23 protein-coding genes are annotated in these 22,323 nt (G+C 71.9%); 12 read left to right on the top strand and 11 right to left on the bottom strand.

Translation table 11 applies throughout. The features are described from left to right. Positions 1-8 precede the first annotated feature (8 nt). The gene (locus tag OG430_RS37135) at positions 9-728 is read right to left on the bottom strand and encodes a ZIP family metal transporter (protein WP_327357047.1); all 720 of its coding nucleotides are present in this window, start codon (positions 726-728) and stop codon (positions 9-11) included. 86 nt (positions 729-814) lie between these two features. Between OG430_RS37135 and cobM the strand changes: the two genes are divergently transcribed. From cobM to cobC, 6 genes are read left to right on the top strand one after another with little or no spacing between them, the layout of a single operon-like run. Next, positions 815-1,633: a precorrin-4 C(11)-methyltransferase gene (gene cobM / locus OG430_RS37130; protein ID WP_327357046.1), complete on the top strand. Its 819-nt coding sequence runs from the start codon at positions 815-817 to the stop codon at positions 1,631-1,633. Beyond that, complete coding sequence (cbiE, locus tag OG430_RS37125) at positions 1,630-2,988, top strand: precorrin-6y C5,15-methyltransferase (decarboxylating) subunit CbiE (protein ID WP_327357045.1); 1,359 nt, start codon at positions 1,630-1,632, stop codon at positions 2,986-2,988. Before cobM ends, cbiE begins: the two co-directional genes overlap by 4 nt. Next, the gene (gene cobJ / locus OG430_RS37120) at positions 2,985-4,760 is read left to right on the top strand and encodes a precorrin-3B C(17)-methyltransferase (protein WP_327357044.1); all 1,776 of its coding nucleotides are present in this window, start codon (positions 2,985-2,987) and stop codon (positions 4,758-4,760) included. Before cbiE ends, cobJ begins: the two co-directional genes overlap by 4 nt. Beyond that, entirely contained in the window at positions 4,757-5,341 is a 585-nt protein-coding gene (locus OG430_RS37115) for a precorrin-8X methylmutase (RefSeq protein WP_327357043.1), read from the top strand. Before cobJ ends, OG430_RS37115 begins: the two co-directional genes overlap by 4 nt. Next, positions 5,338-6,291, top strand: coding sequence for a sirohydrochlorin chelatase (locus OG430_RS37110; RefSeq protein WP_327357042.1), 954 nt, complete (start codon positions 5,338-5,340; stop codon positions 6,289-6,291). The genes OG430_RS37115 and OG430_RS37110 overlap by 4 nt, the downstream gene beginning before the upstream one ends. Beyond that, positions 6,275-7,354 (top strand): Rv2231c family pyridoxal phosphate-dependent protein CobC, encoded by a 1,080-nt coding sequence (gene cobC / locus OG430_RS37105; protein WP_327357041.1) that lies wholly within the window; start codon positions 6,275-6,277, stop codon positions 7,352-7,354. Before OG430_RS37110 ends, cobC begins: the two co-directional genes overlap by 17 nt. 21 nt (positions 7,355-7,375) lie before the next feature. Here the strand turns inward: cobC and OG430_RS37100 are convergent, their stop codons facing one another. The 4 genes from OG430_RS37100 to OG430_RS37085 all read right to left on the bottom strand — a co-directional run bounded on the left by OG430_RS37100 (position 7,376) and on the right by OG430_RS37085 (position 10,575). Further along, on the bottom strand, positions 7,376-7,738 hold the full coding sequence (locus tag OG430_RS37100; protein WP_327357040.1) for a group I truncated hemoglobin: 363 nt from the start codon (positions 7,736-7,738) through the stop codon (positions 7,376-7,378). A gap of 113 nt (positions 7,739-7,851) precedes the next feature. Next, a complete protein-coding gene (locus tag OG430_RS37095) occupies positions 7,852-8,772 on the bottom strand; it encodes an SCO1860 family LAETG-anchored protein (protein ID WP_327357039.1) in 921 nt (306 codons plus the stop codon). A 382-nt stretch (positions 8,773-9,154) separates the two neighbouring features. Next, entirely contained in the window at positions 9,155-9,484 is a 330-nt protein-coding gene (locus OG430_RS37090; protein ID WP_327357038.1) for a hypothetical protein, read from the bottom strand. Beyond that, complete coding sequence (locus tag OG430_RS37085) at positions 9,484-10,575, bottom strand: amidohydrolase family protein (protein WP_327357037.1); 1,092 nt, start codon at positions 10,573-10,575, stop codon at positions 9,484-9,486. The genes OG430_RS37090 and OG430_RS37085 overlap by 1 nt, the downstream gene beginning before the upstream one ends. Positions 10,576-10,676: 101 nt before the next feature. Between OG430_RS37085 and OG430_RS37080 the strand changes: the two genes are divergently transcribed. The 5 genes from OG430_RS37080 (at position 10,677) to thpD (ending at position 15,280) form a co-directional block, all read left to right on the top strand. Beyond that, a complete protein-coding gene (locus OG430_RS37080; RefSeq protein ID WP_327357036.1) occupies positions 10,677-11,726 on the top strand; it encodes a pyridoxal-phosphate-dependent aminotransferase family protein in 1,050 nt (349 codons plus the stop codon). 328 nt (positions 11,727-12,054) lie between these two features. Beyond that, on the top strand, positions 12,055-12,573 hold the full coding sequence (gene ectA / locus OG430_RS37075) for a diaminobutyrate acetyltransferase (RefSeq protein ID WP_327357035.1): 519 nt from the start codon (positions 12,055-12,057) through the stop codon (positions 12,571-12,573). A 10-nt stretch (positions 12,574-12,583) separates the two neighbouring features. Next, positions 12,584-13,852, top strand: coding sequence for a diaminobutyrate--2-oxoglutarate transaminase (gene ectB / locus OG430_RS37070; protein WP_327357034.1), 1,269 nt, complete (start codon positions 12,584-12,586; stop codon positions 13,850-13,852). A 108-nt stretch (positions 13,853-13,960) separates the two neighbouring features. Continuing rightward, a complete protein-coding gene (locus OG430_RS37065; RefSeq protein ID WP_327357033.1) occupies positions 13,961-14,383 on the top strand; it encodes an ectoine synthase in 423 nt (140 codons plus the stop codon). A 3-nt stretch (positions 14,384-14,386) separates the two neighbouring features. Beyond that, positions 14,387-15,280: an ectoine hydroxylase gene (thpD, locus tag OG430_RS37060; RefSeq protein WP_327357032.1), complete on the top strand. Its 894-nt coding sequence runs from the start codon at positions 14,387-14,389 to the stop codon at positions 15,278-15,280. Positions 15,281-15,349: 69 nt separating this feature from the next. Here thpD and OG430_RS37055 read toward each other — a convergent pair whose 3' ends face one another. From OG430_RS37055 to OG430_RS37040, 4 genes are all read right to left on the bottom strand, one after another. Then, positions 15,350-16,426 carry a maleylpyruvate isomerase family mycothiol-dependent enzyme gene (locus OG430_RS37055; RefSeq protein WP_327357031.1) on the bottom strand — a complete coding sequence of 359 codons (1,077 nt, stop codon included), beginning with the start codon at positions 16,424-16,426 and terminating at the stop codon, positions 15,350-15,352. Continuing rightward, the gene (locus OG430_RS37050; protein WP_327359389.1) at positions 16,426-17,034 is read right to left on the bottom strand and encodes an RNA polymerase sigma factor; all 609 of its coding nucleotides are present in this window, start codon (positions 17,032-17,034) and stop codon (positions 16,426-16,428) included. Before OG430_RS37050 ends, OG430_RS37055 begins: the two co-directional genes overlap by 1 nt. 268 nt (positions 17,035-17,302) lie before the next feature. After that, entirely contained in the window at positions 17,303-18,355 is a 1,053-nt protein-coding gene (locus OG430_RS37045; RefSeq protein WP_327357030.1) for an aminotransferase class V-fold PLP-dependent enzyme, read from the bottom strand. Between the two features lie 70 nt (positions 18,356-18,425). Beyond that, positions 18,426-19,142 (bottom strand): DsbA family oxidoreductase, encoded by a 717-nt coding sequence (locus tag OG430_RS37040; protein WP_327357029.1) that lies wholly within the window; start codon positions 19,140-19,142, stop codon positions 18,426-18,428. A 175-nt stretch (positions 19,143-19,317) separates the two neighbouring features. Between OG430_RS37040 and OG430_RS37035 the strand changes: the two genes are divergently transcribed. Beyond that, on the top strand, positions 19,318-20,784 hold the full coding sequence (locus tag OG430_RS37035; RefSeq protein WP_327357028.1) for a cytochrome P450: 1,467 nt from the start codon (positions 19,318-19,320) through the stop codon (positions 20,782-20,784). 52 nt (positions 20,785-20,836) lie between these two features. Here the strand turns inward: OG430_RS37035 and OG430_RS37030 are convergent, their stop codons facing one another. Together OG430_RS37030 and OG430_RS37025 are read right to left on the bottom strand one after the other, a co-directional pair. Then, entirely contained in the window at positions 20,837-21,316 is a 480-nt protein-coding gene (locus OG430_RS37030) for a GNAT family N-acetyltransferase (protein ID WP_327357027.1), read from the bottom strand. Next, a complete protein-coding gene (locus OG430_RS37025) occupies positions 21,313-22,305 on the bottom strand; it encodes a GlxA family transcriptional regulator (protein WP_442816623.1) in 993 nt (330 codons plus the stop codon). Before OG430_RS37025 ends, OG430_RS37030 begins: the two co-directional genes overlap by 4 nt. Positions 22,306-22,323: the final 18 nt, after the last annotated feature.

Below are 22,323 nucleotides of genomic sequence, written 5' to 3'. Positions count from 1 at the left end.
CCGCGGGCTCAGCCCGCGATGCCGACCACCACCCAGATGAAGCCCACTCCGGCGGCCGTGCACAGCAGGGTCGAGCGGGCCGGGTGGTCGTGGTGGGCCTCGGGCAGGATCTCGGCGGCCGCGAGATAGAGCAGGGCGCCGCCGAAGAAGCCGAGATAACTGCCGAGCAGTTCCTCCGGCAGGGTGAAGAGGAGGGTCGAGGCGGCGCCGATCACCGGGGCCGCGGCGTCGGCGAAGAGCATCATCAGGGCCTTCTTGCGCTCGTTCCCGTACAGGCTCGTGATCGTGTACGTGTTGAAGCCGTCCGCGAAGTCATGGGTGATGACGGCGAGCGCGACGGTCAGTCCCATGGCGCCGCCCGCCTGGAAGGCCGCGCCGATCGCGATGCCGTCCATCAGGCTGTGCCCGACCATGGCCGCGGCCGCGGTGAGTCCCACCTGCGGCACCCGCTCGTCGGAGCCGTGCCCCGCCTGACGTACCGCGAGCAGTCGCTCCAGGACGTGCGCCGCCAGGAAGCCGCCCACGAACAAAAGCAGCGCCTGCGGCACCCCGAACACCTCGTCGCCCGCCGCGTGCAGCGCCTCGGGCAGCAGGTCGAGGCCCACGACGCCGAGCATCAGCCCGCCCGCGAGGCCGAGCACCAAGTGGCGGCGGTCGGTGACGCGCTGCGCCGTCCACCCGCCGACCAGCGTCATCAGGAACGCGCCGAGCGCGACGAACACCGCCATGGGCTCTTGCTAGCCGATTGACCTGCCGTCCGCACATTCAAGATCCACCCGTTTGAGCTGCTGTACGACCGAGAGGACCCCATCCCATGGCCGATGCCACGACCGGCAAGGTGACCATCGTCGGCGCCGGACCCGGCGCCGCCGACCTGCTGACCTTCCGCGCCGCGCGCGCCATCGCGGACGCCGACATCGTGATCTGGGCGGCCAGCCTGGTGCAGGCCGAGGTCCTTGAGCACGCGAGGGAAGGGGCCGAGATCCTGGACTCCGCCACGATGTCGCTCGAGGACGTCATGGCCGTGTACGAGCGGGCTCAGGCGGAAGCCCTGCGGGTGGCCAGGATCCACTCCGGCGACCCGGCGCTGTGGGGCGGCACCCAGGAGCAGGTCGACCGGTGTGCGGAGCTCGGCATCGAGGTGGAGATCATTCCGGGTGTCTCGGCGTTCTCGGCCGTCGCCGCCCTCGCCCAGCGCGAGCTGACCATCCCCGAGGTCGCGCAGTCCGTGATCCTGACGCGCCTGGGCGGCGGCAAGACGCCGATGCCGCCCGGCGAGGAGGTCCGCGAGTTCGCCAAGCACGGCACGACGATGGCGCTCTTCCTGTCCGCCGCACGCTCCGGGCAGCTGGCCCGTGAGCTGCTCGAGGGCGGCTATCCGACGTCGACGCCCGTCGTGGTCGCGTACCAGGCGACCTGGCCGGAGGAGCTGCTCGTGCGCTGCACGGTCGGCACGCTGGAGGAGACGGTGAAGGAGCACAAGCTCTGGAAGCACACCCTCTTCCTGGTCGGCCCGGCCCTCGGCGCCTCCGGGACGCGTTCGCACCTGTACCACCCGGGGCACTTCCACGGCTTCCGCAAGGCCGATCCCGAGGCCCGCAAGTCGCTGCGCAGTCAAGGCGCGAAGCCATGACCGGCCTGACCGGCATGACCGGCGTCACGAGCATCAGTGTCGTCGGTACGGGGACGGGGGCGCCCCTCGAACCGGCCGCCCTGCGCCTCCTCGACGCCGCCACGCTCGTGGTGGGCGGGCGGCGGCATCTGGACGCGGCCGCGCAGCTGTGCACGCGGGTGGAGCAGGTCGAGCAGGTCGTACTCGGGCCGCTCGCCCCGGCGTTGGAGACGATCGCCAAGCATCTGGCCGCAGCTGCTTCCGGGGATTGCGGGCATTCCGGCGATCCCGGCGATTCCGGCGATTCCGAGGAGCGGGCGCGAGTGGTCGTGCTCGCCTCCGGGGATCCCGGGTTCTTCGGGATCGTGCGGGCGCTGGCGGAGCGTTTCGGTGCGGACGCGCTGGACGTACGTCCCGGAGTGTCGTCCGTCGCCACCGCGTTCGCGCGGGCCGGGCTGCCCTGGGACGACGCCGTCGTGGTGAGCGCGCACGGCCGTGAGCTGCGTACGGCCGTCAACGTATGCCGTGCGCATCCGAAGACCGCGATCCTGACCGGTCCCGGGGCCGGGCCCGCGGAGCTCGGTGCGGAGTTGGTGCACCGGGCCGCGAACCGGACGCTGGTCGTGGCCAGTTCGCTCGGCGATCCGGAGCACGAGCGGATCGAGCGGGTGACCCCCGCGCAGGCCGCAGAGCGCGACTGGGGCCCCGCGGTCAGTGTGGTCCTCTGCCTGGACGAGGCGAGGACCCTCTCGCCGGTACGTACCGTCGCCGGGCCGCGGCCCACTCCTGGGCGGTGGGCCCTGGACGAGGACGAGTTCGGGCATCGCGACTCGATGATCACCAAGTTCGAGGTGCGGGCGCTGGCGCTGGCCCGGCTCGGACCCCGGCTCGGGGACTTCGTGTGGGACGTGGGCGCCGGGAGCGGGTCGGTGGCCGTGGAGTGTGCGCGGTTCGGGGCGGCCGTCGTGGCCGTGGAGAAGACCGGCGACGGGATCGAGCGGATCCGCGCCAACGCGGCCGCTCATGGGGTCGATGTGCGGACCGTGCACGGGTCGGCGCCGACGGTGCTGTCCCATCTCGCGGATCCGGACGCGGTGTTCATCGGCGGTGGGGGCGCCGAGCTGCCCTCGATCGTGAAGGTGTGCGCCCGGCGGGCGCGCCGGACCGTGGTGGTGGCGCTGGCCGCGCTGGACCGGGTGCCGGCGGTGCGGGGCGCTCTCGCGGAGGCGGGGTTCTTGTGTGACGGGGTGCTGCTGCAGTCTTCGCGGCTGGCGCCCTTGCCGGGGGATGTGACGCGGCTCGCCGCGACCAATCCGGTGTTCGTGTTGTGGGGCGATCGCCCCACAACTCCCTTGCAAGAAGGAGCAGTTGAGTGATCGGCCTCATCTCCGCCACCGCGGCGGGTGCGCGTGCGCGGGCTCGGCTCGTGGCGGCTTGGCCCGGCCGGGTCAAGGCGTACGACGGGCCCGTCGGGGATGCCGTGCGGCTTGCCTTCGGCGAGTGTTCGCAGGTGGTGTGCTTCTTGGCCACCGGGGCGACGGTTCGGCTCGTCGCGCCGCTGCTCTCGGACAAGGCTTCCGATCCCGGTGTCGTCTGCGTCGACGAGGGCGGGCGGTTTGCGGTTGCCCTGCTGGGCGGGCATGGGGGTGGGGCCAATGCGCTGGCCCTGGCCGTCGCGGATGTGCTGGGGGCGCAGGCCGTGGTGACCACGGCGACGGACTCCGTCGGTACGGCTGGGCTGGACATGCTCGGGCTGCCGGTCGAGGGGGATGTGGCTGGGGTCGGGCGGGCCATCCTGGACGGGTCGGAGGTGGTCCTGGACGCCGAGGCGTCCTGGCCTCTGCCACCGTTGGCGCCGAACGTACGGCATGCGGCACCTTCGCCTGCGCCCACCCTCCCCCAGGGCGCACGGGAGCCCGGGGGCGTCGGGGTGCCGCGCATCAGGGTCACCGATCAGGTCGTCCCCCTCGCCGACCGTGAAGTCGTCCTCCGCCCGCCCTCCCTCGTGGTCGGCGTGGGCGCCAGCAAGAATGCCCCCGTCGAGGAAGTGCTCGGGCTCGTCCGGGGGGCGTTGGCTGATGCGGGGCTCTCCTCCGCCTCCGTCGCCGAGATCGCCACCGTCGAGGCCAAGGCCGAGGAGCCCGGGATCGTGGCGGCCGCCGAGGCCTTCGGTGTGCCCCTCGTGACGTACGCCGCCGAGGAGTTGGCGGGTGTCGACGTGCCGAATCCGTCCGGTGCTCCTCTCGCAGCCGTGGGTACGCCCTCCGTCGCCGAGGCCGCTGCGCTCGCGCGAGGCGGCGAACTCATCGTCCCCAAGCGGAAGTCGGCCCCCGAAGGCCGGGCCGCCATGGCCACCTGTGCCGTCGTGCGGCGGGCCCCGCGTGGCCGCCTTGCCGTGGTCGGGCTCGGTCCGGGTGCGAGGGATCTGCTCACGCCCCGCGCCAAGGACGAGCTGCGCCGGGCCTCGGTGCTCGTCGGGCTCGATCAGTACGTGGACCAGATCCGGGACCTGCTCCGGCCGGGCACGAGGATCCTGGAGTCCGGCCTGGGCGCCGAGGAGGAGCGGGCCCGTACCGCCGTCGCCGAGGCCGCCAAGGGGCAGGCCGTCGCGCTCATCGGCTCCGGGGACGCGGGCGTGTACGCCATGGCCTCGCCCGCCCTTGCCGAGGCAAGCGACGACATCGACGTCGTCGGGGTGCCCGGCGTGACCGCCGCGCTCGCCGCCGGGGCCATCCTCGGGGCACCCCTCGGCCATGACCACGTGTCGATCAGTCTCTCCGACCTGCACACCCCGTGGGAGGTCATCGAGCGCCGGGTCAGGGCCGCGGCCGAGGCGGACATCGTCGTGACGTTCTACAACCCGCGCAGCCGCGGCCGCGACTGGCAGCTGCCCAAGGCCCTCGGCATCCTCGCCGAGCACCGCGAGCCCGGCACTCCCGTCGGAGTCGTACGCAACGCCTCGCGCCCTGACGAGAGTTCACGGGTCGCGACGCTCGGCACGCTGGACCCGGCCATCGTCGACATGATGACCGTCGTCACGGTCGGCAACACCGCGACCCGGAACATCGCCGGCCGCATGGTGACCCCGCGCGGCTACCGCTGGCAGCACGGCGAGACGGGCCGCGAGACCCCCGAGGAGTCGGCGTGAACCGCATCGTCCACCCCATCGAGCAGGAGTCCTTCCGCCGGCTCCGCACCCGCCTGGACACCTCCCACTTCGCGCCCATGACGAGGGCGGTCGTGGAGCGGGTCATCCATTCCGCGGCCGACCTGGAATACGCGGACGATCTCGTGACCGACGAGGACTCCCTCGTACGCGGCCACAAGGCGCTGCACGCCGGCGCCCCCGTCGTGGTCGATGTCGAGATGGTCGCCGCGGGCATCACCAGGCGCGAGACCGTCTGTCACCTCAAGGACGCCAAGTCCGGCCCTGGGCTGACCCGTTCGGCACACGCGATCCGGCTCGCGTACGAGCAGGTCGGGCCCGGAGCGCTCTGGGTGATCGGCTGTGCGCCGACCGCCCTGGAGGAACTGCTCACCCTCGATGCCGAGCCCGCGCTCGTCATCGGCCTGCCGGTCGGCTTCGTCGGCGCCGCCGAGTCGAAGCTGGCGCTGCGCGAGAGCGGACTGCCCGCCGTCAGCAACGTATCCGAGAAGGGCGGCTCCGCCGTCGCCGCGGCGGCGCTCAACGCCCTGCTGTACCACCCCACTTCCGAGGAGAACGCGTGACCACCGCACCGGCCCTGTTGATCGCAGGCCACGGCACCAGGGACGAGGCGGGCGCCGAGGCCTTCCGGGACTTCGTCCGTACGTTGGGTGAGCGTCACCCCGAACTGCCCGTCGCGGGCGGCTTCATCGAGCTGTCGCCGCCGCCGCTGGGCGAGGCCGTGGCCGAGCTGGTGGAGCGGGGCGTGACGCGGTTCGCCGCGGTGCCGCTGATGCTGGTGTCGGCGGGGCACGCCAAGGGCGACATCCCGGCGGCGCTGACCCGCGAGAAGGAGCGGCACCCGGGGATCTCGTACACCTACGGCCGCCCCCTTGGCCCGCACCCGAGCCTGCTGAAGGTCCTTGAGCGGCGGCTCGACGAGGCGCTCGGCGAGAGCGTCCGCTCGCCCGAGGACCGGGCCGACGTCACGGTCCTGCTGGTGGGGCGCGGCTCGACCGACCCGGACGCCAACGCCGAAGTACACAAGGCGGCAAGGCTGTTGTGGGAGGGGCGTGGGTACGCGGGCGTCGAGACCGCGTTCGTGTCGCTCGCGGCGCCGGACGTGCCGAGCGGGCTCGACCGGTGCGTGAAGCTCGGGGCCAAGCGTGTCGTCGTCCTGCCGTACTTCCTGTTCACCGGGATCCTGCCGGACCGCGTACGGCAGCAGACCGAGGGCTGGGCGTCCGCGCACCCGGAGGTCGAGGTGCGGTCGGCGAACGTCATCGGCCCCGAGCCGGAGCTCCTGGACCTGGTGATGGAGCGCTACCGGGAGGCGGTCAAGGGCGATCTGCGGATGAACTGCGACTCGTGCGTGTACCGCATCGCGCTGCCCGGCTTCGAGGACAAGGTGGGCCTGCCGCAGCAGCCGCACTTCCACCCGGACGACGACGGGCACGACCACGGACACGGACACGGACACGGCGGGCACGGTCACCACGGACACCACCACGGCGGTCATGCACACGCACACTGAACCGGCCGGGGCCCCTCAGGCGCATGACCTGCGCCACCACGGGGACGCCGAAGTCCGGGGCACCGGCGCGGCGTTGACCGATCTCGCGGTCAACGTCCGCGCGGACACTCCCCCGCCCTGGCTGCGCGAGCACATCGCCGCCTCGCTGACCTCCCTCGCCGCCTACCCGGACGGCCGGGCGGCGCGGGCGGCGGTGGCGCGGCGACACGGGCTCGCGCCGGAGCGGGTGCTGCTCACGGCGGGGGCGGCGGAGGCGTTCGTGCTCATCGCGCGGGCGGTGCGGGCGCGGCGGCCCGTGGTCGTGCATCCGCAGTTCACCGAGCCGGAGGCGGCGCTGCGGGACGCGGGGCACGAGGTCGGGCGGGTGCTGCTGTGCGCCGAGGACGGCTTCCGGCTCGACCCGAAGGCCGTGCCCGAGGACGCCGATCTGGTCGTCATCGGCAATCCGACCAACCCGACGTCGGTGCTGCATCCGGCCGCCCTCATCGCCGAACTCGCCCGCCCCGGGCGGGTGTTGGTGGTCGACGAGGCCTTCATGGACGCGGTGCCGGGCGAGTGCGAGGCGTTGGCCGGGCGGGTGGACGTGCCGGGTCTGGTGGTGCTGCGGAGCCTCACCAAGACGTGGGGGCTTGCGGGGCTGCGAATCGGATACGTTCTCGCCGCCCCGGAGATGATCGCCACCCTTGAGCGGGCCCAGCCGTTGTGGCCGGTGTCGACTCCGGCGCTCGCGGCGGCCGAGGCGTGCATGACGCCGCGCGCCCTCGCGGAGGCGGGGCATGCGGCGCATCGGGTGGCCGCCGACCGGGCCCATCTCCTCGCCGGGCTCGCGGAGTTCGACGAGGTGACTGCCGTGGCGGACGCGGCGGGCCCGTTCGTGCTGATCCGGCTGCGCCGCGCGGACGACGTACGGGAACGGCTGCGCCGGCTCGGGTTCGCGGCACGGCGCGGCGACACGTTTCCGGGCCTCGGCCCCGAGTGGCTGCGGCTCGCGGTGCGGGACCGGGCGACCACGGGGCGGTTTCTGCAGGCCCTCGACCAGGCGCTGTGCCTGACGAGCCGCTGAGCGCCCGCCTCCCGGTGCGGCTCAGCCGGTGACGATGGCGCCCTTCAGCGGCACCAGCGCAAGGGCGATGTCGGCGATGGTGGCCTGGTCCACTCCGCAGTCGGCGAGGGCGACCGCGAGGTGGCCGACGACCCGGTCGAAGTCGCCCTCGGTGATGTCGAGTTCGGCGTGGGCGTCGCCCATGGCGCGTCCGTCGTAGGACGTGGTGGCACCGAGGGCGTGGCCGATGAAGCTGCGCTGGTGCGCCTTGAGCGCGGCGAAGTCGGTGTCGGCGAAGTAGCGGGCCAACTGCTCGTCCGCGAGGACCCGTTGGTAGAAGACGTCCACCACCGCGGCGACGGCGGGCTCACCGCCGATGCGCTCGAAGATGCTCAGCTTGTCCATGGGGCCGAAGATAACTGCTGAATCCCTCATTCAGAACACACATACGAAACGTATGTACGAGGGGGAGGCGGCACAGGGATTTCCGCCTCCCCCTCGCGTTCATGAGCCGGGCATCAGCCCCGGCTGCGGCCCCGCGCCAGCATCAGCGCCCCGCCGCCCGCCGCGAGCAGCACCACGGCGCCGCCCGCGAGGTACGGCGTCATGGAGTTGCCGCCGGTCTCGGCGAGGTTCTGCTCGGCGGCGGGCACCGCACCCCCCTGGGGCTTGACCACGGGCTCCTTCTTCGGCGGCGCGGCGGGCGACTCGCAGGTGGCGCCGGCGAGCGTGACGGTGCCCTCGACCTCGGCGACGTTCAGCTTCAACGGGTTGATGGACACCTTGAGTTCGAGCGCGGCGGCCGCGGCCGTGCGCGAGGTGGTGTGGGTCTTGGACAGGTCGAGGCGGACCTCGCCGACGCCGGGGACCTCGACCCGGGTCGTGCCGCCGGTGGAGAGCGTGACCTTCTTGCCGAGGACGGTCACGGCACCGAGCAGGTTGGACTCGGCGACGGGCCGCTTGCCCGCCTCGCAGACCGCCTTGGAGGTGACCTTCTCGACCTCGATGACGGAGAGCAGGGGCAGGCCGGGCACATGGACCTTGGCGTGCGCGAGGTTGCTGTAGCCCTCCGCCCGGTGCTTGTCGACGGTGGCCTTCGCGGTGGCGACGTCGGCCCGCAGCAGGCTGAACGGGCGGCCCTGGTCGACCCCGTCGAGCTTGACGGTCAGGGCGGTCCGCTCCGAACTCCTGGGCGCCTGCACCTCGTTGAGCGAGGCGTTCAGGGGGACCTGGACGGTCTTGTTGAGCAGGGAGACGTCGAGCCCGGCGCGGAGCACGACCGCGCTCGCCTTGCCCTCGCCGTGGCCGCCCGTGGCATGGGCGGAGCCGGCGCCGAGCAGTACCGCGGGCCCTGCGGCCATGGCCGTCGCGGCCGCGGCGGTCACGAGGCGGCGTGCGGGCATGCGGCGTGCGGGCATGCGGAAGGTGTTGCTGTTCATGGTGGTGGGACCCCCACTGGAGACAGAACGCGTGGAACGCGAAACGCGTGAGACGCGAAGAACACAGGACAGGTGAAGACACGAGTCGCCGACACCCCGCACGGGGACATGTGCGGGCGCCGACGATCTCGACACCGGGAAGTTTTACGCACAGAGAGTGAACTGGCAGCTTCACGGCGTGAGTTCACCCCAACGTGGGGTTTCCGCCCTCGCATTCGAATCTTTCGGCACGGGTGTTCCCTCACGTCACCCGAGCCACCGCTTCTGTCCGAATGCGCCGGTTGACCTCACCGGAGCACGGAAATTCCTGAACAACGAGCCGGCACCCTCTGGCGTTACGCTCCGTCAACCCGAGGCCCCTCGGGTCGAACCATGCACCGCCTCAGGCGAGTTGGTTGTACACCTCGTCCGGGTCCTGCTGGGCCTCGTACCGGAAGTGCAGCCGCACCACCTGACCCCGGAAGGTCCGCCTGGAGTCCGCGAGGAAGCGGGGCATGCCCCACTCCTGGGCGATGACCGCGAGGGTCTCCGCACCTTCGTAGAGGACCCAGGTGGCCCGGCCGCCCGCGATCGAGGCGAGGTAGCGGTGGGTACGTACGTCGGAGAGGAAACCGGCGAGCGTCAACTCGCCGTCGCTCTCGATCACTTGCTCATGCGGGGCGTCGGCGTCGTCACCCATGGCGACGCTGTCCCGGGTCAGTACGAGTCTCATCAGCCGACGACCCTACCGTTGAGGACGATGCGCCGGGGGTCCGCAAGGACGCGCACATCGGCGCGCGGATCGGCGTCGTACACCACCAGGTCGGCCGGTGCGCCCTCCTCCAAGCCGTGCCGTCCGAGCCACTGCCTGGCCCCCCAGGTGGTGGCCGAGAGGGCGTCCAGGGCGGGGATCCCGGCCTTGGTCAGCTCGGCGACCTCCGCCGCCGCGAGGCCGTGGGCGAGGGCGCCGCCCGCGTCCGTGCCGACGAAGACCGGGACGCCCGCGTCGAAGGCCGCACGGACGGTGTCGTAACGGCGGTCGTACAGGCGGCGCATGTGGTCGGCCCAGATCGGGAACTTGGCGTCCCCGGCCTCGGCGAGCCTGGGGAAGGTCTGGATGTTCACGAGGGTCGGCACGATCGCCACGCCCCGCTCGGCGAAGAGCGGGATGGTGTCCTCGGTCAGGCCGGTCGCGTGCTCGACGCAGTCGATGCCCGCCTCCACCAGGTCCCGCAGCGAGTTCTCGGCGAAGCAGTGCGCGGTGACCCGGACGCCGAGGCGGTGCGCCTCGGCGATGGCGGCCTCGACCTCGGCGCGCGGCCAGCACGCGGAGAGGTCCCCGGTGCCGCGGTCGATCCAGTCGCCGACGAGCTTGACCCAGCCGTCGCCGCGCCGCGCCTCCTGGGCGACGTACGCGACGAGGTCCTCGGGCTCGATCTCGTACGCGTAGTTGCGGATGTAACGGCGGGTGCGGGCGATGTGCCGCCCGGCCCTGATGATCTTCGGCAGGTCCTCGCGGTCGTCGATCCAGCGGGTGTCGGAGGGCGAGCCCGCGTCGCGCAGGAGCAGGGTGCCGGCCTCCCGGTCGGTGAGCGCCTGCTTCTCGGCGACATCGGGCGCGACCGGGCCGTGCTGGTCGAGCCCCACATGGCAGTGCGCGTCGACCAGGCCGGGCAGCGCCCAGCCCTCGACGGTCGTCACGTCGCGGGTGCCTGCGGGCCGCTCGTACGAGATCCGTCCCCCGATCACCCACAGTTTGTCCCGTACGTCCTCGGGCCCGACGAGGACCCGCCCCTTCACCCGCAGCACGCCCTGATCGCTCATGTGACGAAGCGTAGAACCCTCTGGGTACGCTCGTGGGTGCAGCCCACAACCATCTCGCCGGTACCACGCACGAGTACCTCGCAAGTGAAGAGAGCACCGCCGTGACGCACCCCTTCCTCGACCTGCCCCCGATGACCGCCGCGCAGTTCGCCGCGATCGAGGACCGGGTGGCCCGGCTGCTCGCCACCGAGCAGGACGTCGTGATCATGCAGGGCGAGGCGCTGCTCCCCCTGGAGGGCTGCATCCGCTCGGCCGCCCGGCCGGGGACGGTGGCCCTGAACCTGATCACCGGGCCGTACGGGCAGACCTTCGGCAACTGGCTGCGGGACTGCGGCGCCGAGGTGATCGACCTCGCCGTGCCGTTCCACACGGCGGTCACCGCCGCGCAGGTCGAGGAGGCCTTCGCGGCCCGCCCGGACATCGACTTCGTCTCCCTGGTGCACGCGGAGGCCGCGACCGGCAACACCAACCCGGTCGCGGAGATCGGTGCGGTCGTACGCACCCACGGCGCACTCTTCTACCTGGACGCGGTCGCCTCGGTGGGCGCCGAGCCGCTGCTGCCCGACGCGTGGGGCGTGGACCTGTGCGTGATCGGGGCGCAGAAGGCGATGGGCGGTCCGGCCGGGGTGTCGGCCGCGCTGGTGAGCGAGCGGGCCTGGCAGCGGTTCGCGGACAGCCCGCAGGCGCCGCGCCGTTCCTACCTCTCGCTCCTGGACTGGAAGGAGCGCTGGGTCGACGGCGGCCGCAAGGCGCTGCCGCACGCCCCGGCGCAGCTGGAGATGCTCGCCCTCGACGCCTGCCTGGAGCGGATCGAGGCCGATGGCCTGGATGCCGTGATGGCGCGGCACGCGAGCGCCGCCGCGGCGACGCGGGCCGGGGCGGTGGCGCTGGGCAAGGGACTCGAGCCGTATGTGTACGAGGAGGCGGACGCGGCACCGGTCGCGACGACCCTGCGCACCCCGGCGGGCATCGATGCGTCCGAGCTCGTGGCCAAGGCCCTGAGCGGGCATCCCGGACTGCCGCTGGTGGCGGGCGGGGGCGCGCTGGCCAAGGAAATGATCCGGGTGAATCACTACGGGCCCGACGCGAGCCTCGAGGTCGTGCGGGACAGCCTCGCGGCCCTTGCCGCCGCCCTCGACGCCACGGCGTAAGACCATGGCGTAATTCCATAAAGAATTCGTTAAACGGGAAGCTGCTTTATCGAGCAGCTTCCCGTTTGGCTTCTGCCCGGTTTCCCGGAACCTAAACGCAAAGATTCTGCGAACGCCAAACGCCTAATTCGGGCAGATCTCGACGGAGTTACGAGTCTGTGACCGACCCCACATCGCGCCCACTTCATCCCGTAATTCCCGGACAGATCGGCGCTTTTCAGAGGCGGCTCGCGCGGGCGCACACCCCCGCGGGATAACACAACGAGTGCGTTCGCGTAACCCCATCCCGCGATGCAATTTTGATTTTTGCTCTGTAAATTCAATCCGCATGACCGCTGGACAAGCAGAATTGCTTCTGGACATCCCGAAGGTGGAGGACGGAGCCGCGCTGTGGCGCATTGCGCGTGACTCGAAGACCCTCGATCTGAACTCTTCGTACAGCTATCTCCTGTGGTGCCGTGACTTCGCCGGCACCTCAGTGGTGGCACGCGACGAGCAGGGCGAGCCGGTCGGGTTCATCACCGGCTACATCCGACCCGAGCGCCCGCAGACGCTCCTGGTCTGGCAGGTGGCCGTGGACTCCGAGTACCGCGGCCGGGGCCTCGCCGGCTCCATGCTCGACGGGCTCGCGCAGCGGGTCGGCATCACGCACGGCCTGCGGACGATCGAGACCACGATCACCCCGGGCAACACCGCCTCCGAGCGTCTGTTCACCTCGTTCGCCGAACGGCACGGCGCCCCCTGCGCCCGCGAAGTCCTGTTCGGCGTCGAAGACTTCCCCGACGGCGCGGCACACGACCCCGAAGTGCTGTACCGCATCGGCCCCCTGACCTCCCCCGCTGCCTGAGGAGTTTGCTGTGACCATCACCCAGCCTGATCTGAGCGTCTTCGAGACCCTTGAGTCGGAGGTGCGCAGCTACTGCCGCGGTTGGCCCACCGTCTTCGACCGTGCGCAGGGCTCCCGCATGTACGACGAGGACGGTCACGAGTACCTCGACTTCTTCGCCGGCGCCGGTTCGCTCAACTACGGACACAACAACCCGGTCCTCAAACGCGCGCTGATCGACTACATCGAGCGGGACGGCGTCACGCACGGCCTGGACATGTCGACCACGGCCAAGCGGGCGTTCCTGGAGTCCTTCCAGAACTCGATCCTGCGCCCGCGCGACCTGCCGTACAAGGTCATGTTCCCGGGCCCGACGGGCACCAACGCCGTCGAGTCGGCGCTGAAGCTGGCCCGCAAGGTCAAGGGCCGCGAGTCGATCGTGTCCTTCACCAACGCCTTCCACGGCATGTCGCTCGGCTCGCTCGCCGTGACCGGCAACGCCTTCAAGCGGGCCGGCGCGGGCATCCCCCTGGTGCACGGCACGCCGATGCCGTTCGACAACTACCTCGACGGGCAGACCCCCGACTTCATCTGGTTCGAGCGGCTGTTGGAGGACTCCGGCTCCGGCCTGAACCAGCCCGCCGCGGTGATCGTCGAGACGGTGCAGGGCGAGGGCGGCATCAACGTCGCGCGCGTCGAGTGGCTGCGCCAGCTCGCCGATGTCTGCAAGCGCTGGGACATGCTGCTCATCGTCGACGACATCCAGATGGGCTGCGGCCGTACCGGTGCGTTCTTCTCCTTCGAGGAGGCGGGCATCGTGCCGGACATCGTCACCGTCTCGAAGTCGATCAGCGGCTACGGACTGCCCATGTCGCTCTGCCTGTTCAAGCCGGAGCTCGACATCTGGGAGCCGGGCGAACACAACGGCACCTTCCGCGGCAACAACCCCGCGTTCGTGACCGCGGCCGCCGCGATCGAGGCCTACTGGGCCGACGGCCAGATGGAGAAGCAGACCCTCGCCCGTGGCGAGCAGGTCGAGGCCGCCCTCAAGGCGATCCGCGCCGAGCACCCCGAGGCGTCCAAGGAGTACCGGGGCCGCGGCCTGGTCTGGGGCCTGGAGTTCCACGAGAAGGACCGCGCGAACCGCATCGCGGCCCGGGCCTTCGAGCTCGGTCTGCTGATCGAGACCTCCGGCCCGGAGAGCGAGGTCGTCAAGATGCTGCCCGCCCTCACCATCACGCCCGAGGAGCTGGACGAGGGTCTTCGGATCCTCGCCCGCGCGGTGCGCGAAACCGCCTGAGGCTTCGGGCCACCGCACCGCCCGAGGCCCCGCGCCACCGCCGGGCCGGGGCCCGCACACCCCGGCCCGGCACCGCAAGACACGTAAGAGGAAGGGAACCAACTCACCGTGATCGTCCGTTCGTTCAAGGACATAGAAGGCACCGACCGGCACGTCAAGGCGGCGTCCGGCACCTGGGAGAGCAAGCGCATCGTGCTCGCCAAGGAGCGGGTCGGCTTCTCGCTGCACGAGACCGTGCTCTACGCGGGCACCGAGACCTCGATGTGGTACGCGAACCACATCGAGGCCGTCGTCTGCACCGAGGGCGAGGCCGAGCTGACCAATGACGAGACCGGCGAGAAGCACACCATCACGCCGGGCGTCATGTACCTCCTGGACGGGCACGAGAAGCACACCATGCGGATCAAGCAGGACTTCCGCTGTCTGTGCGTCTTCAACCCGCCCGTCACGGGACGCGAGGACCACGACGAGAACGGCGTATACCCGCTGCTGACCGAACCCGAGCCCGAAACTGCTGCCAAGGAGGCCTGAGCCATGGCGACCGCCACCCGCACCGACCTGTACCCGACCCGGGGCGCTGCAGAGGTGTTCACGGACCGCAAGGACCCCGTGGTGTGGTCCGCGCCGGATGCCCAAGGCCCCTTCTCCACGCAGGAGTTGGCCGGATTCGAGCGCGACGGCTTCGCCGCGGTCGAGCAGCTCATCACGCCCGAGGAAGTGGGCACGTACCACGCGGAGCTGGAGCGGCTGATCAACGACCCCGCGATGCGGGCGAACGAGCGCTCCATCGTGGAGCCGCGCTCCCAGGAGATCCGCTCGATCTTCGAAGTGCACAGGATCAGCGAGCTGTTCGGCAGGCTCGCCGCCGACCCGCGCGTGGTGGGCCGGGCCCGGCAGATCCTCGGCTCGGACGTGTACGTCCACCAGTCGCGGATCAATGTGAAGCCGGGCTTCGGCGCCTCGGGGTTCTACTGGCACTCCGACTTCGAGACCTGGCACGCGGAGGACGGGCTTGCGAACATGCGGACCGTGTCCGTGTCGATCGCGCTCACCCGGAACTACGACACCAACGGCGGGCTCATGATCATGCCCGGGTCGCACAAGCGGTTCCTGGGCTGTGAGGGCGCGACGCCGAAGGACAACTACAAGAGGTCGCTGCAGATGCAGGACGCGGGGATCCCTTCGGACGAGGCGCTCAAGTCGCTGGCGTCGCAGCACGGGATCCGGCTGTTCACCGGCGAGGCGGGCGCGGCGACCTGGTTCGACTGCAACGCGATGCACGGGTCGGGGGACAACATCACCCCGTATCCGCGGTCGAACTTCTTCCTCGTGTTCAACAGCGTGGAGAACGCCGCGGTGGAGCCCTTCGCGGCGCCGATCCGGCGGCCCGAGTACATCGGGGCGCGGGACTTCACCCCCGTCGGCTGAGTCTGCGGCTGCGCCTTTCCGTAACGGAACGGGCTTCCGCGACGGAACGGGCGGCGTCCTTGGTCTGGCTCACAGCCAGGCCAAGGACGCCGCCCGTTCCAGTACGCCCTGACCTGCGTCGGGGTCGCCGGCGAGGCCGCGCGGTACGTCGGCCGGGGCGTACCGGCCGCCGATCAGGAGACAGAAGTCGACCGGGTCCAGGACGAGTTCGGCGGCCACCGGGTCGGCCTCCGAGCCGAGCACCCACTGGGTCTCGCCGCCCGCGCCGGACACCGTGAGCAGGACGGGCGGGGCGGTGCTGCCGAGGGCGAGGTCGAGGATGCGTACGGCGAGCGTCACCAGCTGCCACAACTGGGGGTCGGGCGGCGGCGGTACGGACCGTCCCAGTGCCCGGCCGATGTCGTCGGTGTGCACCCAGGTCTCGAAGGCCCGCACCAGATAGTGCTCGGCGACGGGCATGCGCACGCCGAGCAACGTCGCGGCGGGCGCGGCGAGTTGCGGGTCCAGGGCTTCCGGGGCGGCGAGCAGCCGGGCGGTCCGTTCCTGCCAGGTGGCGACGGTGGCCCCGGGGGCGCGCCGGTGCTCATGGGCGATCACTTCACCGGTGCGCGCCGCCCAGGCGTCCTGCCAGGGCGCATCGCCCCGCACGACGGAGCGGGGCTTGCACGGGGGCAGGCCCAGGTGCAGGCCGAGGGGTTCGTCGGCGGCGACGAGGTGGGCGAGGGTGGCGTGAACGTCCCAGTCGTGGACGACAGGGGTGCTCCAGGGACCCTCCTCCCCCAACTCCCGCAACAGGGCCAGCAGTCCGGACACGGCGGCGGCGTAGGGCGCGGCATGGGGGGCGACCCGGGGTGTGGCGGGGCGGGAGCGTAGGGCGGTGGCGAGGATGCTTGCGACAGGGGTGGTCCGGGTCGGGTCGACCGGCATGGCGTGCGCACCTTCCCCGGAATCGGCGGCCCCCGGCACCCCCGATGCCTGCGGCTCACCGTCCAACAGCCTTACGGCTTCCCGCAATTGATCGGCCTCCGCAGCGCACCGCTCGCACTCCGCCAGGTGTGCGAGGAGGCGGGGCTCGTCCGTCGGCAGGGTCGCGCCGAGGGTCCAGGCCGCGATGAGGTCGCGTACGCCCTCGTGGTCCACCGTCATCAGGCTCCCTTCTCCACCGACTCCGACGCCGACGAGTCCGGCGGCTCTGCAAGGAGTTCGGCCAGTCGGCGCAGGGCGGATCGCAGTCGGGTCTTGGCAGTTCCCTCGGGGATGCCAAGCTCGGTCGCGACCTCACGATAGGTTCGGCCGCCGAAGTAGGCCAAGTGCACCGCCTCCCGCTGGGGCAGCGGGAGTTCGGCGACGGCGCAGTGCAGCAGGAACGCCCGCTCCATGTCGAGGACGACCTCGTCCGGCGCGGGACCGGGCGCCGGGATGGCGTACAGCGCGTCCTCGTCCGTGTGCGCCGCCTTGCGGTGCCGCTCCTCGCTGCGCACCCAGTCCACGGCCCGCCGGTGGGCCAGCATGGACAGCCAGGTGCGCAGCGTGCCGCGGCCCGTGTCGAAGGCGTAGGGCCTCGACCACAGATGGGCGAAGACCTCCTGCGCGACCTCCTCGGCGGCGCCCGGCGAGCGCGTCACCCGCAGGGCCACCCGCCGGACCAGACCGCCGTAGGTGCCGTACGCCTCGGCCAGGGCGGACTCGTCCCCGTACACCAGACGCCGGTGCAGTTCGGCGTCCGGGGGTGCGTTGCTGAGCTCCACCGGCACCACCCCTCAGTGGTGCATTCCTAGCGCTCCGCCGCGCCCCGCGCCAGGGGTTGAGAGCCTGTCTTTGAACCCCCGCCTGCGCCCCGACGCCCGGCACGCACCCTCACCGCACGGCGCCCCAGGACAGGTGGCTCCTTCCCCAAGCTCTCGACTTCGCTCGAGCAGGGGAGACCCCATTCATGACCTGCGACGCCGCACGCCGATCGCACGCACCGACCGCCGCTACGCCCGCGCTCCGCGCCGACGACAGGGGTTCAAAGACAGGCTCTCAGCGGGATGCGTCCGCGAGAACCCCGAGTAGCCGGTCGACGTCCGCCGCCGTGTTGTAGACATGGAACGCGGCCCTCAAGTTCCCTGCCCGGTTGGAGAGTTCGAGCCCGGCGCGGCTCAGCTCCGGCTGGAGTCGGCCGAGTCCGGGCACGGAGACGATCGGGGATCCGGGCGACGGGACCGGCGTGATGCCGAGGTCCGCGAGCCCCGCGCGGTAGCGGTCCGCGAGGGCCACGTCGTGTTCCCGTACGGCGGCCGCGCCAAGCTGCTCGATGAGCGCGAGACCGTGCCGCGCGGCGACGTAGGAGAAGAGGCTGGGGCTGATGTCGAAGCGGCGGGCGGAACGGGCGAAGTCCTGGACCGGGCCGTAGCAGCTGTCCCAGGGGTTCTCGCCGGCCACCCAGCCCGACAGCAACGGATTGAGCCCGGCGAAGAGTTCGGGGTCCTCGGGGGCGATGAAGAACGCGATGCCGCGCGGGCAGAGCAGCCACTTGTAGGTCACGGCCACGGTGTAGTCGGCGTCCGTCACCGGCAGCCAGCCGGCGGACTGCGAGGCGTCCACGAGCGTACGGGCGCCGTGCCTGCGCGCCGCCTCCCGGATCGCGGCCAGGTCCGCGATGCGGCCGTCCGCGGACTGGGCGGCGCTGACCGCGACCAGGGCGGTGTCCGGACGCACCTCGTCGGCGAGGGATTCCAGGGGCGCGGTGCGGATCTTCAGGTCGCGCCGCATGTGGAAGGGATTGACCAGGGAGGCGAAGTCGGCCTCGGCGAGCAGGACTTCGGCGCCCTCGGGCAGCGCGGCGGCGATCAGCGCGGTGTACTCGGTGATCGAGGAACCGGCCGCGACCCGCTCCACCGGGACCCCGGCGATCCGGGCGAAGGCGGCCCGGCAGGCCTCCACGTCGGCGAACATGTCCGTCGGGCGACCGGCGGCCGCAGCCGCGACCGCCTCCTGCAGGGCGCGTACCCCGGACTGCGGCAGCAGCCCGAAGCTCGCGGTGTTCAGATGCGTCGTCTGCGGCGCGAAGGCGCCCTCGGGGAGAGAGTCCATGCGCCCACTGTGCGGCAACCGCCAACTATCCGTCTATTGCATAAAGTTGGCGGTTACCGCTAAGCGATGCTTATACGTCGCCCTTGACCTGCGGTACCTCACAGCCGTCCGGCCCACAGGTCTCCCCGTCGCCGAGCGTCTGCAGCGGCGCCCGGTCGCCCCACGCCTGCTGGAGGGCCTGGGTGAAGACCTCGGCGGGCTGCCCGCCGGAGACCCCGTACTTGCGGTCGAGGACGAAGAACGGCACGCCGGTGGCGCCCAGTTCGGCGGCCTCCCGCTCGTCGGCCCGTACGTCGTCGGCGTACGCGGACTCGTCGGCGAGCACCGCCCGCGCCTCGGCCTCGTCGAGCCCGGCCTCGACGGCCAGCGTCACGAGGACCTCGGGGTCGAAGACGGACCGCTCCTCGGCGAAGTTCGCGCGGTAGGCGAGGGAAAGCAGCTCGTCCTGCCTGCCGCGGGCCTTGGCCAGGTGCAGCAGGCGGTGGATGTCGAAGGTGTTGCCGTGGTCGCGGCCCTCGGTGCGGTAGCCGAGCCCCTCGGCGCGCGCGTTGGACGCGACGTGCTCCTCCATCGCCGTGGCCTCCTCGACGGTGCGCCCGTACTTCTTGGCCAGCATTTCGATCACCGGTGCGGTGTCGCCCTTGGCGCGGTTCGGGTCGAGCTCGAAGGAGCGGTGGACGACCTCGACCTGCTCGCCGTGGGCGAAGGCCGCCAGGCCCTCCTCGAAGCGGGCCTTGCCGATGTAGCACCACGGGCAGGCGATGTCGCTCCAGATCTCGACGCGCATATCAGGGCTTCTTTCCGGGTCGGTCCAGGTCGGACGGGGTGCGGGCGGTGGTTTCCGCCCTCTGTTCAATGGTTGTTCTGCGGTCAACCAAAAATCGGGGCCAGACATTCCGCCCGGCTGGTGCTGGCCGGATCGCGCCCTGTCCGCCCCTCCCCCCGGGCCCCACGATGACCCCATGACCGCAGGCGAGGACACTTCCCAGGCGCCGCCTCCGGGCTTCGAGGCTCTCGACGCCCTGCAGCGCGACCCGTACCCGCGCTACGCACAGGCCCGCGACGCGCAGGGGCTCACCTTCGTGCCCGAGCTGGACGCGTGGCTGGTGACCCGGTACGCGGAGGTACGGGAGGTGCTGCGCCGCCCGGAGGACTTCTCGTCGGCCAATGTGCTGCGCCCCGACGTGCTGCCCGCGCCGGAGGCGATGGCGGTGCTCGCCGAGGGCGTCCGGGGCGGCCCCGTCGTCGTCACCTCGGACGGCCGGGTCCACCAGGACCTGCGGGCGCCGCTGGTGCGCGGGCTGTCCGCGGCGCGGGTCGCGCAGACGGTGCCGTTCGTACGGGAGCGGGCCGAGGCCCTGATCGACGGCTTCGCGGGGCGTGGCCGGGCCGAGCTGATGGCGGACTTCGCGCGGCCGCTGCCCGGCGAGGTGATCGGCCGCATGCTGGGGCTCGCGGGGGACGCGCTGACGGTCGCGCTGCACGGCAGCCTCCGCGCCGAGCAGTTGCTCTTCCGCCCGCTGCCGGTGGCCGAGCAGGTGCGGGCGGCACGGGACGTGGTGGCGATGCAACGGGCCCTCGCCGCTCATGCGGTACGCCCCCGGGCTCGCGCGGGAACCGACCTGACGGCGGAGACCCTGCGGGGCCTCGTACCGGACGGCGGGGAATCGGGGGCGCGGCCGGACGGCGGGAAGTCGGGGGCAGAACCGTTCGCCGGGGAACGGGATGCGCGGCCGGGCAGCAGGGAGGCAGGAGCGGAACCGTTCGCCGGGGAACCGGGAGCTGAACCGGACAGCTGGGAATCGGGTGCGGAACCGAGCGGCGGCGGGTCGGGCGCGGTGCCGGACGGCGGGGAGTCGGGCGCGGTACCGGACGGCAGGAAGTTGGTCGGTGAGCGGCTCGGCCAGGTCGTCTCGAATCTGCAGAACCTCCTGATCGCCGGCCACCTCACCACCACCGCGCTGATCGGCACGGTCCTGCACCGGCTGCTCCTGGACCGCGAGGGCTGGGAACTCCTGTGTGCCAAGCCGGAGTTGATCCCCGCCGCGATCGAGGAGGCGGCCCGCTGGGGCGCGCCCGTGCAGGGGTTCCGCCGGATCACCACCCGCCCGGTCACCCTGGGCCGCACCGAACTCCCGGCGGGGACCGCCCTGTTCGTCGCGTACGCCGCCGCGAACCGGGACCCGGCCCTCACCCCGGACCCCGACACTTTCGACCCGGCCCGCCCGCCGGCCCGCCATCTGGGCTTCGGCCACGGCACGCACGGCTGCCCGGGCGCGACGCTGGCCCGCGAGGAGCTGCGCATCACCCTCGAGCTGCTGACCCGGCGGCTGCCGGCGCTGCGGCTCGTGGCGGACGAGAAGGCGGAGATGCTGCCCACACTGATCCACTGGTCGCCTGCGGCGCTGTGGGTGGAGTGGGACGGCTGAGTGCTCCCGGGGCAGCCCCCCTTCTCGCGGAGCGCTTCGCGGCCGGGCCCCGTCAGCCGACCGACTCCACGTCCAGGTGGAGAAGCACCTGGTCGGGGTCGGTGTCGAGCGAGAACCAGCCCTGGCTCAGATAGAACTCCCGGGCCCGGTGGTTGTCCCGGTCCACGAACAGCTGGGCCTGCACGATCAGTTCCGCCCGCCAGTGCGCGAGACACGCCGCGTGCAGCCGCGAGCCGATGCCGCGCCCCTGATGGGCCGGGTCGACGTGGAGCTCGGTGAGCGTCACCGTGTCCTCGAGCCGGCCCTCGCCCCGGGAGAAGGCGGCCACCGCGACGACGGCCTCGTCCAGGGCCGCGCACACGACACGGCCGTTCCCGTCGAGAATGGCGCGCTCCCAGGAGTGCAACCCCTCCATGCCGTCGTCGGGCCGGCCGGCGGCCCGGGCGTGCAGCGCGGCGACGGCCGGGGCGTCCGCAGCCCCGGCCCGTCTGATCTCCACCCGCCCGTGGCCCGCTCCGGTCACGCCACTCATGACGCGGTGGCGAGCCGGCTGAAGGTCGCCCGGTACCCGCTCGGCGTCAGCCCGGTCCGGCGGTGCACATGCTGGCGCAGCGAATCGGCCGTGCCGAGGCCACAGGCCCGCGCCACCTGGTCCATGGGCAGGCTGGTGGTCTCCAGGAGTTCCTTGGCCCGCTCGATGCGCTGGTGAAGGAGCCACTGCAGCGGGCTCACCCCGGTCTCGGCGTGGAAGCGCCGGGTCAGGGTGCGCACGCTGACGCCCGCGTGCCGGGCGAGGTCCTGGAGCGTGAGTGTCCGGTCCAGGTTCTGCATGGCCCAACCCCGGGTGTCCGCACAGGCGTTGCCGCGCTCGGGCGGCAGCGGGGTCTCGGTGAACTGGGCCTGCCCGCCCGGCCGTACGGGTGCGACCAGGGTGGCCCGGGCCACGGCGTTGGCGATCGCGGCGCCGTAGTCGTTGCGGATGAGCTGCAGACACAGGTCGATCCCGGCGGCGTACCCGGAGGAGGTCATGATGTGCTCGTCCTCGATGTAGAGGACGTCGCCCCGTACGTCGACGGACGGATAGCGCTGCCGGAGTTCGTCGACGAGTCCGTGGTACGTCGTCGCCGCACGGCCCTGAAGGAGTCCGGCCTCCGCCAGGACGAAGGCGCCGCTGCAGATCGACGCGATCCGCTTGCCCGCGTCGGCGGCCTCGCGCACCGCGACGACGGTGCGCGGATCGGGCTCGTAGCGGTGCCCGGTGCCCGCGATGAGCACGGTGTCCGCGTCGGCCACCGCCTCCAGGCCCCGGACGACCTGCATTTCCAGACCGCTCGTGGTGACGATGGCGCCGGGCTCCGGGGTGCAGAAGACCACTTCGTAGCCCGGCCGGCCGTCCACCTCGACCCGCGCGAAGAGCAGGTCGGGGACGGACAGGTTGAACAGCGAGACGGGCGAAGGCGCGATTACGGCGATCCTGTGCGGCCGCACGACGGACTCCTTCGGGGCGGGCACCTGCGGCATGGCCAGAACCTCCGGACG

Source organism: Streptomyces sp. NBC_01304 (genome assembly GCF_035975855.1).
Classification (GTDB): Bacteria; Actinomycetota; Actinomycetes; order Streptomycetales; family Streptomycetaceae; genus Streptomyces.
Note: the sequence above shows the minus strand (reverse complement) of the source record. Positions and strands in the feature narration are given on the sequence as shown.

What these genes read in the sequence shown, in the direction of transcription:
- OG430_RS37135 (WP_327357047.1), bottom strand. Translation starts at nt 728, where the DNA reads ATGGCGGTGTTCGTCGCGCTCGGCGCGTTCCTGATGACGCTGGTCGGC.
- cobM (WP_327357046.1), top strand. Translation starts at nt 815, where the DNA reads ATGGCCGATGCCACGACCGGCAAGGTGACCATCGTCGGCGCCGGACCC.
- cbiE (WP_327357045.1), top strand. Translation starts at nt 1,630, where the DNA reads ATGACCGGCCTGACCGGCATGACCGGCGTCACGAGCATCAGTGTCGTC.
- cobC (WP_327357041.1), top strand. Translation starts at nt 6,275, where the DNA reads ATGCACACGCACACTGAACCGGCCGGGGCCCCTCAGGCGCATGACCTG.
- OG430_RS37100 (WP_327357040.1), bottom strand. Translation starts at nt 7,738, where the DNA reads ATGGACAAGCTGAGCATCTTCGAGCGCATCGGCGGTGAGCCCGCCGTC.
- OG430_RS37095 (WP_327357039.1), bottom strand. Translation starts at nt 8,772, where the DNA reads ATGAACAGCAACACCTTCCGCATGCCCGCACGCCGCATGCCCGCACGC.
- OG430_RS37090 (WP_327357038.1), bottom strand. Translation starts at nt 9,484, where the DNA reads ATGAGACTCGTACTGACCCGGGACAGCGTCGCCATGGGTGACGACGCC.
- OG430_RS37085 (WP_327357037.1), bottom strand. Translation starts at nt 10,575, where the DNA reads ATGAGCGATCAGGGCGTGCTGCGGGTGAAGGGGCGGGTCCTCGTCGGG.
- ectA (WP_327357035.1), top strand. Translation starts at nt 12,055, where the DNA reads ATGACCGCTGGACAAGCAGAATTGCTTCTGGACATCCCGAAGGTGGAG.
- thpD (WP_327357032.1), top strand. Translation starts at nt 14,387, where the DNA reads ATGGCGACCGCCACCCGCACCGACCTGTACCCGACCCGGGGCGCTGCA.
- OG430_RS37055 (WP_327357031.1), bottom strand. Translation starts at nt 16,426, where the DNA reads ATGACGGTGGACCACGAGGGCGTACGCGACCTCATCGCGGCCTGGACC.
- OG430_RS37045 (WP_327357030.1), bottom strand. Translation starts at nt 18,355, where the DNA reads ATGGACTCTCTCCCCGAGGGCGCCTTCGCGCCGCAGACGACGCATCTG.
- OG430_RS37040 (WP_327357029.1), bottom strand. Translation starts at nt 19,142, where the DNA reads ATGCGCGTCGAGATCTGGAGCGACATCGCCTGCCCGTGGTGCTACATC.
- OG430_RS37035 (WP_327357028.1), top strand. Translation starts at nt 19,318, where the DNA reads ATGACCGCAGGCGAGGACACTTCCCAGGCGCCGCCTCCGGGCTTCGAG.
- OG430_RS37030 (WP_327357027.1), bottom strand. Translation starts at nt 21,316, where the DNA reads ATGAGTGGCGTGACCGGAGCGGGCCACGGGCGGGTGGAGATCAGACGG.
- OG430_RS37025 (WP_442816623.1), bottom strand. Translation starts at nt 22,305, where the DNA reads ATGCCGCAGGTGCCCGCCCCGAAGGAGTCCGTCGTGCGGCCGCACAGG.